14 protein-coding genes, 2 tRNA genes and 1 pseudogene are annotated in these 9,926 nt (G+C 35.9%); 9 read left to right on the forward strand and 8 right to left on the reverse strand.

From position 1 onward, the window contains the following. Window positions 1-97 precede the first annotated feature (97 nt). The 3 genes from P9B04_RS08150 to P9B04_RS08160 form a co-directional block, all read right to left on the reverse strand. On the reverse strand, window positions 98-355 hold the full coding sequence (locus P9B04_RS08150) for a hypothetical protein (RefSeq protein WP_342054495.1): 258 nt from the start codon (window positions 353-355) through the stop codon (window positions 98-100). 176 nt (window positions 356-531) lie between these two features. Then, window positions 532-867, reverse strand: a complete 336-nt coding sequence (locus P9B04_RS08155; RefSeq protein WP_342054496.1) for a DUF5615 family PIN-like protein — start codon at window positions 865-867, stop codon at window positions 532-534. 12 nt (window positions 868-879) lie between these two features. Then, window positions 880-1,092, reverse strand: coding sequence for a hypothetical protein (locus tag P9B04_RS08160; protein ID WP_342054497.1), 213 nt, complete (start codon window positions 1,090-1,092; stop codon window positions 880-882). 40 nt (window positions 1,093-1,132) lie between these two features. Here P9B04_RS08160 and P9B04_RS08165 point away from each other — a divergent pair, with 40 nt between their 5' ends. After that, a complete protein-coding gene (locus P9B04_RS08165; protein ID WP_342054498.1) occupies window positions 1,133-1,384 on the forward strand; it encodes a hypothetical protein in 252 nt (83 codons plus the stop codon). Between the two features lie 11 nt (window positions 1,385-1,395). Next, entirely contained in the window at window positions 1,396-1,800 is a 405-nt protein-coding gene (locus P9B04_RS08170; RefSeq protein ID WP_342054499.1) for a type II toxin-antitoxin system VapC family toxin, read from the forward strand. A gap of 112 nt (window positions 1,801-1,912) precedes the next feature. On the opposite strand, the gene P9B04_RS08175 is transcribed toward P9B04_RS08170, so the two are convergent. Both P9B04_RS08175 and P9B04_RS08180 read right to left on the reverse strand, forming a co-directional pair. Continuing rightward, window positions 1,913-2,080 (reverse strand): DUF1902 domain-containing protein, encoded by a 168-nt coding sequence (locus P9B04_RS08175; RefSeq protein ID WP_342054500.1) that lies wholly within the window; start codon window positions 2,078-2,080, stop codon window positions 1,913-1,915. A gap of 75 nt (window positions 2,081-2,155) precedes the next feature. Next, a pseudogene (locus tag P9B04_RS08180) lies at window positions 2,156-2,341 on the reverse strand (Rpn family recombination-promoting nuclease/putative transposase); the annotation flags it as partial. A 323-nt stretch (window positions 2,342-2,664) separates the two neighbouring features. Here P9B04_RS08180 and P9B04_RS08185 point away from each other — a divergent pair. The 3 genes from P9B04_RS08185 to tadA all read left to right on the forward strand — a co-directional run bounded on the left by P9B04_RS08185 (window position 2,665) and on the right by tadA (window position 4,930). Then, window positions 2,665-3,168, forward strand: a complete 504-nt coding sequence (locus P9B04_RS08185; protein WP_342054501.1) for a pentapeptide repeat-containing protein — start codon at window positions 2,665-2,667, stop codon at window positions 3,166-3,168. A gap of 60 nt (window positions 3,169-3,228) precedes the next feature. Beyond that, window positions 3,229-4,353 (forward strand): 5-(carboxyamino)imidazole ribonucleotide synthase, encoded by a 1,125-nt coding sequence (locus P9B04_RS08190; protein ID WP_342054502.1) that lies wholly within the window; start codon window positions 3,229-3,231, stop codon window positions 4,351-4,353. Between the two features lie 73 nt (window positions 4,354-4,426). Further along, complete coding sequence (gene tadA / locus P9B04_RS08195; RefSeq protein WP_342054503.1) at window positions 4,427-4,930, forward strand: tRNA adenosine(34) deaminase TadA; 504 nt, start codon at window positions 4,427-4,429, stop codon at window positions 4,928-4,930. A 30-nt stretch (window positions 4,931-4,960) separates the two neighbouring features. Here tadA and P9B04_RS08200 read toward each other — a convergent pair whose 3' ends face one another. Further along, entirely contained in the window at window positions 4,961-5,272 is a 312-nt protein-coding gene (locus tag P9B04_RS08200) for a hypothetical protein (RefSeq protein ID WP_342054504.1), read from the reverse strand. A gap of 33 nt (window positions 5,273-5,305) precedes the next feature. Here P9B04_RS08200 and P9B04_RS08205 point away from each other — a divergent pair. The 4 genes from P9B04_RS08205 to P9B04_RS08220 all read left to right on the forward strand — a co-directional run bounded on the left by P9B04_RS08205 (window position 5,306) and on the right by P9B04_RS08220 (window position 7,192). Next, window positions 5,306-5,378, forward strand: a tRNA-Ala gene (locus P9B04_RS08205). 86 nt (window positions 5,379-5,464) lie between these two features. Continuing rightward, entirely contained in the window at window positions 5,465-6,169 is a 705-nt protein-coding gene (locus tag P9B04_RS08210; RefSeq protein WP_342054505.1) for a diacylglycerol/polyprenol kinase family protein, read from the forward strand. Window positions 6,170-6,184: 15 nt separating this feature from the next. After that, window positions 6,185-7,057 (forward strand): aldose epimerase family protein, encoded by an 873-nt coding sequence (locus P9B04_RS08215; protein WP_342054506.1) that lies wholly within the window; start codon window positions 6,185-6,187, stop codon window positions 7,055-7,057. 63 nt (window positions 7,058-7,120) lie between these two features. Then, window positions 7,121-7,192, forward strand: a tRNA-Lys gene (locus P9B04_RS08220). A gap of 46 nt (window positions 7,193-7,238) precedes the next feature. Here P9B04_RS08220 and P9B04_RS08225 read toward each other — a convergent pair. Both P9B04_RS08225 and P9B04_RS08230 read right to left on the reverse strand, forming a co-directional pair. Continuing rightward, the gene (locus P9B04_RS08225) at window positions 7,239-9,413 is read right to left on the reverse strand and encodes a two-component system response regulator (RefSeq protein ID WP_342054507.1); all 2,175 of its coding nucleotides are present in this window, start codon (window positions 9,411-9,413) and stop codon (window positions 7,239-7,241) included. A gap of 206 nt (window positions 9,414-9,619) precedes the next feature. After that, entirely contained in the window at window positions 9,620-9,871 is a 252-nt protein-coding gene (locus tag P9B04_RS08230) for a response regulator (RefSeq protein WP_342054508.1), read from the reverse strand. Window positions 9,872-9,926: the final 55 nt, after the last annotated feature.

A 9,926-nucleotide genomic window follows, 5' to 3' on the forward strand; every position in this document is an offset into this window, starting at 1 on the left:
ACTGGTTTGCTCATTGCTGTTACTGTACCTCATAACTGTGGGAAATGCTATATAATGTTTTGTAGGGGTTTAACACTGTGTTTTACCCTATAATTATTTATGGATTGCTAGTAAAAAATAATCTAGCTCCTGCGGTAGCAATAGCACTAGCTAAAAGAATAATTAACGCCCAAACCTGATTTTTTTGTGTTCCTTCTACCTTTTCTAATCGTTTATCCATACCCTCAACCTTTTCTGTTAGAGTTGCTACTCCTACTTTTAAGTCCATAACATCTTTTTGGATACTGTCTAACTTGTCATCCATACGCTTGAGAACTTCTTCTAACGAGTAGCTGACTGTAATGGGTTCATTCATGAGTTAAAATCCTATTAGTAACGTTTAATAAGGTCCCCTAGCTGTAATCAAGGGGACTATTTTTATTTTATACCCGATCTAATCTATGTGGAGACGGACATAATAATATTATGCCCCTACGGTAATTATGATGTTTTGTAGGGGTTTGAAAGTGTTAAACCCAATTTTGATAAATATTAACCTTTCCATTGATTTAACCAGCGAATTTGTCCTTGTAACTCTTCTGCTTCTGTTTCAGATAACATCTTACTCAATGCAGCAATTAAACTTGATAAATTCCAACTACTTTGTGCTGCTAAAATAATTCCATAATGCTCTTCATATCTTTCTTCTAAGATCAAAAAATCTCGAATGTTGAAGGTAAATATACATCTTTCTTGTGCTGTTGCCCCTAATAATTGTACATCATCACTTGCATCTAATGCCATCCAATCTGTCGGAGTTCGAGTAACATCATAACCCTTATTAATTAAAGCACTATGCAACGCTTTAATAGAAGTATCAGCATCCAAATGTAATTTAAATTACTCATTATAGATAGATTCAAGAACTTTATCAGTAGCTATCGCTGTATCAATTTCTTGACGATGCTGATCATAAAATGCCATAACATTATTAACTTGTTCTTCGCTAATTCCATATTCATCAGCAACTTGTTGAGGGGTTAATTGCCAATTTTTTACCGCAAAAACTAATGTTTTAACTTGTATATTTGTTTCTCGTAATTTAGGAAACATTTCACCTTTTTGATTACGAGAATAGACAATATCTGGAAAATTGTTATCATCTAAGTTTTGTTTTAAACTGCCAATTTTTTCTGCAAATGTAGAAATTATAAATGTAATTATGGTATCTATCCCAGAAAATAAAACATTGCAAACAGAACAAGAAACCGATGAACTTTTAGCATTTCTCAAAGAAAAAGGTTGTAAGACAGAACTTAAAATAGGTTTAAATATTACTCCTGCTGAAAAAGGAAGTGGTAAAACTGATATATCAATTAATCATGACCAATTTTTTGCTGAATAACTTAAGAAAAAGTGGAAACGCGAGGAATAATTGCAGATACAGGCCATTTATATGCTGCTATTGATATAGACGGTCAATATCATCAGCGATCGCGACAAGAATTAAAAGTAATAAATCAACAAAAATTAGCAATTCTAGTTCCTTATTCTATTTATTTAGAAACCCATAAATTAATTTTACAATCATTAGGGATAACTGCCGCTTTAAGATTTACAAGAGACATTGAAAAACAAGTTAATTTTATTAATCCTACTTCTGAAGATTATCAAGCAGCAACTTCTATCATTACTAAGTTTCCCGAGCAAAAGATTACTCTGTTTGATGCAGTTACAGTTGTTTTAGCTAGTCAAATTAAATTACCTGTCTGGACGTATGATTATCATTTTGATATCATGAAAGCTGATGTTTGGCGTTAATTTTATCCTGAATAATATAAAGAATCTAAATGTAATTTTAACTTACTCGAATATTGTGTCATTATTAGAAGAACAAAAAAATCCATATCTTGAGTATAGCTTGATTTTTCTCTTATTTTAGTTCAATTAAAATTGAAGCTAAATCTGAAGCAATTTCGATCACTTCTTCAATGGTATTACCTTCAGCAACTAAACCTTGTATTTGATAGCTAGTTGCGACAAAATATTCTTGTCCTTTTTCTTCAAACTTTTCTATTTTTAATGTGATTAGAGTTTTCATAATCTAAAATTATAATATTTTGTAGGGGTTTAAAACTGTTAAACCCCATGTATTAAGATCACTGCTTAGTTTGCAAGTTTGAAACTCAATATGTAAAACAATTTCTTCTGATTGCAAAAAGATTAAAGAATCTGCTCTAATAGGATTTAATGATAGTTCTGTGGGTTTTAATTCTGTGAGTTGAATGGGTTCATTTAATAACCAGTTAGCAAAGTCACGGCTAAATCTTTCTGCTAAGAATTTACCAACATTATCGTATATTAGAAACATGAATAAGTTAACAGTCTCAAGACCTGATAATCTTAGTCTCTTACAATAGCTATAATGTTTCGTAGTTTAATCTCCTAATATTTATATATATTTACATCTTGGAATAATTATAATATCGTCTCGTAATTTAACACTATTTCCCTCTGCATTGTCCCTAAATAAAACTTGAATATACAGAAAATTAAATATTTCTAGTTAAATTTATCACGGTTGTTACCCCAAAAAAGTTATCGTGAATTTCCTTATCTTAAACATCAAAGATTACGATAAAATTTAAAATGGTGATTTAAACAGACAATTTAGGGGCTATTTTGATGAAATACATATTAAGACTGACTGTTGCTGTCTTCTCTTTGCTATGGTTAATAACACCAGTGGCGATCGCCGCTAGTTCTTCGGCCGTAACTGGTTCAACTGCATCATACGAGGATGTTAAATTGATAGGAGAAGATTTTTCGGGACAAAGTCTAACCTACGCCCAGTTTACCAATGCAGACCTCACAGATTCCAATTTTAGCGAAGCAGATCTTAGAGGGGCAGTTTTCAATGGATCAGCTTTGATCGGGGCAGATATGCACGGGGCCGACCTAACTAATGGCTTATCCTATCTTACCAGTTTTAAAGGGGCGGATTTAACCGATGCTGTGTTAACCGAAGCCATTATGATGCGTACTAGATTTGATGATGCTAAAATTACAGGGGCTGACTTTAGTTTAGCTGTATTGGATGTCTATGAAGTGGATAAACTCTGCGATCGCGCTGATGGGGTTAACTCAAAAACCGGCATTAGTACCCGCGAATCATTAGGATGTCTATAAATTAATCATAAGGTGGGTGATAAAGCCCACCAATAAACTCACAAATTAGATAGATTAGTAATGGATAAGCAGCGTGTTGGTGTTATCGGTGGGGGTCAACTGGCCTGGATGATGGCTATGACTACTAAAAAATTAGGGATAGACTTGTTAATACAAACCCCTCACGAAGATGATCCAGCAGTGGCGATCGCAGATGAGGTAATTTTTGCGGCTATTGATGATCCTCAAGCAACGGAGAAACTAGCACAAAAATCTGATGTAATTACGTTTGAAAACGAATTTATTGATTTAGATGCTCTCAAAAAATTAGAAAATAATAGCGTTTGTTTTCGCCCCAAACTATCAGCTTTATCTCCTTTATTAGATAAATATCAACAAAGAAGTTATTTACAAAGTATTACTATCCCTGTCCCGAAATTTACTACACTAGAAAAATTATCATTAAATGATTTTGGTTTCCCTTTAGTTATAAAAGCCCGTCGTCATGGTTACGATGGTCAAGGAACTTTTATTATTAATAACGAAAAAGAATTATCGGATTTATCGTCATCAAAAGTTAATTCTTTGATGGTGGAGGAATATGTAGATTTTGAGCGAGAATTAGCAATTATGGCTGCCCGTAGCACAACAGGAGAAATTGCTACTTATTCTTTAGTAGAAACCTATCAAAAGGATCAGGTTTGTCATTGGGTAGTTGCCCCGGCAAATGTCTCTGAAACGATACAGTTAGAGGCAAAAAAGATTGCTGAAAAGTTATTAACTGAGTTAGACGTTGTGGGAATTTTTGGTATCGAATTATTTTTAACATCAGAAGAAAAATTATTGGTGAATGAAATTGCTCCCAGAACCCATAATTCTGGTCACTATACCTTAGATGCTTGCGATATTTCTCAGTTTGAAATGCAGTTACGTGCAGTGACAGGCCAGCCTTTAGGTTCAACAAAGTTAAAAGCTTTAGGAGCAGTTATGGTTAATTTATTGGGTTATGAAAATTCCCATGATGATTATCAAGAAAAAAGAAATAAACTTGCTCAGATTCCCCATACCTACGTTCATTGGTATGGTAAAAAAGAGTGTCGTCCTGGTAGAAAATTAGGCCATGTCACTTCATTAATTAAGCACAGTAATATTAATCCAGAAACCATTGCCAAACAGATAGAATCAATTTGGTATCCTCAACTTTAAACAGTGAATAATCAACAGTTAATGCTCACATTTGTTTGCAATATAACTAAACTGAAACAGAAAAAAATCTCAAATGAAGACAACAATATCAGAGAATTCTGCATTTTTTGGTATCAAATATGAAACCCATTGTTACTGGATGAAACAGGCATTAATTTTAGCTAAAAAAGCTTCTGATATGGGGGATGTACCTGTAGGCGCAGTAATAATTGATGACCAAGGGAATTTAATAGCTGAAGGATTAAATCGTAAAGAGCAAAATCATGATCCTACTGGCCATGCTGAAATCATAGCTATTCGTAAAGCTACTGAAAAATTGCGCTCTTGGCATTTAGGACATTGTATTTTATATGTTACTTTAGAACCTTGTATTATGTGTTCTGGTGCTATTATCCAGTCTCGCTTAGGATTGTTAGTATATGGCGTAGATGATCCTAAGTCGGGAACTATTCGTACTGTCCTCAATATACCCGATAGTGTCGCTTCTAATCATCGTTTATCAGTATTATCCGGCATTTTAGAAAATGAGTGTCGTCAACAAATACAAGACTGGTTTAAAAAGAAAAGAAAAATCTAAATCAACTGTTCATCGATAATACTTTTCAACTTAACCCGATAAAAAGCTATTTTCTAAGCGATACCATATTTTTAATAACAGTCTTAAATTTCTCAAAAGAGTTTGAGCGATCGCTAGTTGGATGATAAACTTTTGATAAATTTGTCTAACTTTTACAGTTTTATTTTGCCCCTTTAACATTAGATTACGAATTCCAGAAAATAATTCATCTATTTGTTGTTCAAGACTGATCAGGTCAGATGTGATTTTTTTTAAAGAGTCATATAATGTCCAAAGTTTTATCACTAGATAACAATTAATACAAGTAATAACTAAGTTGAATGCAATGATAAATAATAGCATTTAATGTTATAATAAAATACTATGAACAAACAAGGGGAATTAGCTCAGTTGGTAGAGTGCTGCGATCGCACCGCAGAGGTCAGGGGTTCGAGTCTCCTATTCTCCATCATAGGTTGTCAATGATAATTACTGTAAAAATTCCAGAAAATTGATATAACTTGTAGTAAGTTCACTGGTTAAATTTACCTTATCTTGTTATCCGAGTCACATCCGTTTCTTAACACCCTCTTGTCCCTAAAATACCCTATCGGCTTGGTCATTCTCTATCTAGGAGTCATTATTGCCTTAGCCGAGGGATTAAATCGCCTGTTGGGTGCTAACGCAGAGTTTACCCGAAAAATCGTCCATATTGGCTCAGGGAATGTTGTTTTAATCGCCTGGTGGCTACAGTTGCCCCATTGGATGCTAATCAGTGCTTCATGTATTGCCAGTATTGTCGCTCTGATTTCCTACTTTTTGCCCATTTTACCAAGCATCAACAGTGTGGGACGTAAAAGCCTAGGAACTTTTTTTTACGCCCTAAGCATTGGCATTTTAGCCCAGTGGTTTTGGTCTACGGGGCAACCCCAGTATCTAGCTATCGGTATTTTAGTCATGGCTTGGGGGGATGGGATGGCTGCCATTGTTGGGCAAAATTTTGGGCAGCACGGTTACGAAATACTGGGAGTTAAAAAAAGTTGGGAAGGTTCATTAACCATGATGGGGGTTAGTTTTTTCGTTACCAGTGCTATTCTTTTATGGGTAGGTGTGCCTATCTTGACAGTAGCCATAGTTTCTTTCACAGTCGCTGTGGTTGCTACAGGGTTAGAAGCCTTTTCTAAGTTAGGAATTGATAATTTAACAGTTCCTATAGGGAGTGCGTTTCTTGCCTTTTACTTGATTCATGGACTATTTTAGATATCAAAAACAACTATGAGTTTTTCAATTTCTGTTAAACAAAATCAGTATATTACTTACATCCTAGCCGATGAAAGTGCCTTGTCTCGTCTCGAAGTTGTTCCCGAAAGGGGCGGAATTATAACCCGTTGGTCTATTGAAGGGCAAGAAATTTTTTACTTAGATGAGGAAAGATTTACCCATCCTGAATTGAGCGTTAGAGGGGGTAATCCTATTCTGTTTCCCATTTGTGGAAATTTACCAGATAACATCTATGTTTATGATGGTCATCCCTACAGTTTAAAACAACACGGTTTTGGCAGAACTTTACCGTGGGAAGTGATAGAACAATCAGCAGAATCCTCCTGTAAGTTGACTTTGAGTTTGAAGAGTAACAGCGAAACCCTAGAGATGTATCCTTTTGAGTTCGAGTTGAAGTTTATGTACGAACTGGAGGGAAAGACTTTAAAAATTCATCAAGAATACAACAACAAATCTGATAAAGTTATGCCTTTATCTTTTGGGTTTCATCCTTACTTTTTAGTGAAGAATAAAGAACAATTGTCACTTGATATTCCAGCCTCTAGCTATCAAGTCAAAGATACAAAAGAGATTATTCCTTATGACGGTAATTTTGACTTTAACGAAGAAGAAATTGATGTTGCCCTCAAACCTTTAACAAGGTCTTCAGCCAGCATGATAGACCGTTCTAGAGGGCTGAAATTAGACCTCAAATGGTCAGAGCAGTATTCTACCGTAGTTTTTTGGACTCTCAAGGATAAAGACTATGTTTGCCTGGAACCTTGGAGCGCACCTCGCAACGCTATCAGCACTGGTGAAAACCTCATTGAACTTCCACCAGGGGAAACCTGTGAAGCAATGGTGGAGATTGATGTAACGTCCCTTTAAAATTGCTACTTGCATTTCTAAGAAAACTGTGTTACTTTAGTAGTTAGTGTGAAAAAACACAACGGGTTGCTAGCTCAGCGGTAGAGCACTCGGCTTTTAACCGATTGGTCCTGGGTTCGAATCCCAGGCGACCCACTTAGGAGATTGTAGTGAATTAAAAATGTTGCACTGAATAGCAATACTACTCCTCTGCAACCTGATTTTTATTTTTTTCGAGTAACAGTCTCAGGGATTGATGATCAACAGGAGGGCAAAAATAATAACCCTGTCCCCATGTATATCCTAAACTTTGTAACTTTTCTATCTGATAATCTTCCTCGATTCCTTCGGCGATTAACTCTAATTCTAACTCCTGTGCCAAACGACCCACAATGCGTACAATATCGTTATTTCTGCTCTCATCTCCTAAATGACTGACAAAAGAACGATCAACTTTTAAACTGTTCAAAGGAAATCCAGATAGAGAACTTAAAGAAGAATAACCAGTGCCAAAATCATCAAGACATATTTGGATATTTAATTGTTGAAATTGAGATAAAATATGGGAAATGTCACGAGAATTTTTTAAAAAGACGGTCTCTGTTATCTCTAGCTTTAAGTATTCCCTACTTATTCCAGCAGTGGAAATAATGTCAACAATCTCATCTTTTAGATGGGGATCTGAAAATTGTTTTGGTGAAAGATTGACACTTACAAATTCTGGGGCAAATTCCTGAAACTCTTGTTGCCACTGATACAACTGTTGACAAGCATTTTTAAGAACCCAACGATCAATATCAATAATTAAGCCGGTTTCTTCTGCTATGGGAATGAAATCATCCGGAGGAATTAAGTCTTCTCCTGGAGGGTGCCAACGAACCAAAGCCTCTACACCGACCATTTTTTGGGTTTTAAGACAGAAAATAGGTTGATAATAAACCACCAACTCTTGACGTTGTATAGCTTGTTTGAGATCGCTTTGTAAATGCAATTCTCTGAGGGCTGATAAGTACATGGTTTGGGCAAAAATTTCGTGACAACCTTTCCCCTTAGCCTTCGCCGCATACATAGCGGTGTCTGCATCCCTTAACACTTGTTCAGGATGTTTGTAATGATCGGCACTAATGGTGATGCCAATACTAGCAGAAATAAAAAGTTCTCGATTATCTAAAATGAAAGGGGCTTCAAAAACTTGATGAATGCGTTGGGCAACCACAACCGCCTGTTTAAGTTCTTGGATATCTCTCAACAAAAAAACAAACTCATCCCCTCCAAGTCGTGCCAATAAATCTCTTTCTCGATGACACTGTTGTAAGCGATGGGCTGTCTGTTGTAACAGTTTATCCCCCATCAAATGACCTAGGCTATCGTTAATAACTTTAAAGCGATCTAAATCTAGAAAGAGAACAGCAAAATGATCTTGTCTTCGTCGTTGATCTTGGGCAATAGCCTGTTGTAATTGTTGCAGTAAACCAGAACGGTTGGCTAAACCCGTCAATTTGTCGTGATAAGCATCATATCTTAGCTGTTGTGCTGTATTATGACGTTCCGTAACATCATGGCAGTTGATGACAAATCCTGCTACCGAGGAATCTTCTTCAAGGTTTTTGGCGATCGCATCTAACATAACCCAATGTTTATCGTGATGATAAACCCGAAACTCCGGCAGGGAGGTAGATTGATTTGCTGTTGTTTTAATGGTGTCAAAAATCTCCTTGATTCGTTGTTGATCATCGGGATGAATCAACTCAAAAAAACATCGATTTTTAAGGCTTTCTGGACTGTGACCCAAAATCCGCTGCACAGAAGGGCTTAAATAAGTAAGTTTTCCATCCCTACAGACAATAAGGATAATATCGATGGCATTTTCAATCAACGCCCGAAACCTTTGTTCGCTTTCTCTGAGGGCTTTTTCAGCTTTTTGTTGTTCGAGTAAAGTTGTTTGTTGTTGTCGGCGTAGGGAAAATTCTTCTAGGGATCTCTGCAAAATACTGGGCAAACGAAACAAGCGATCTTTGAGAAGATAATCTGTAATTCCTGCTTTGATACATTCCACTGCTGCCTCTTCCCCTAAACTCCCCGTTACGAGGATAAAAGGGATTTTTTGCCCCGATTCTCTTAAGATTTCTAGAGCTTCTAAACCATTAAAGCCTGACAAATGATAATCTGCTAACACAGCATCATAACTATTTTTCTGTAATTTTTCCTGATAAATAGTAGCGGTTTCAGCTACATCGTGAGTAAATTCAAGATGGCTGTTATTAAGAGACAGAAGCATTAACTCTATGTCTTCCGGGACATCTTCAACCAACAGTAACTTGATGGGGGGACTCGTTTCCTTTTTTGAGTCAGTTGAGTTTAAATCTTCTGGCAACATGTAGCATTACTCTTTCTTGTCAAGGTGTAATATTATGAAAACTAAATAATCAAATTTTGTAGGGTCTCGAAATTACTGGTTAATAAATATGTTGAGGGAAAAACAGGATGGTTGAAGCGTAGACTTATATAACTATGCACTTTGTTCCCCCTGAAGCTAAACACATTTGCCCTATTCTAACTGTTGATTTCAAATTTGCAAATTTTTTATGATGGGGGAGGTTGATTCAACATCATCCAATAAAAACTGACTGTCTGGGAGATTTCTGTAAATTGCTGAAAGTTTAATGGTTTAACGATGTAACTATTTATCCCTAAATTATAACAAGCTTGTAAGTCTCTGTCTTCTGCTGATGATGTCATGATTACCACTACAATCTTTTGGGTATGGGGATTACCACGAATTGCTTCTAATACTTGAAGTCCATTAATTTTAGGTAATTTTAAATCTAATAAAATAAATGAAGCTTCTCAAAAAGTCTGGGGGGACTCGCCGAAAGTTAGGGGACAAAGA

The organism is Crocosphaera sp. Alani8 (assembly GCF_038442745.1).
Classification (GTDB): Bacteria; Cyanobacteriota; Cyanobacteriia; order Cyanobacteriales; family Microcystaceae; genus Crocosphaera.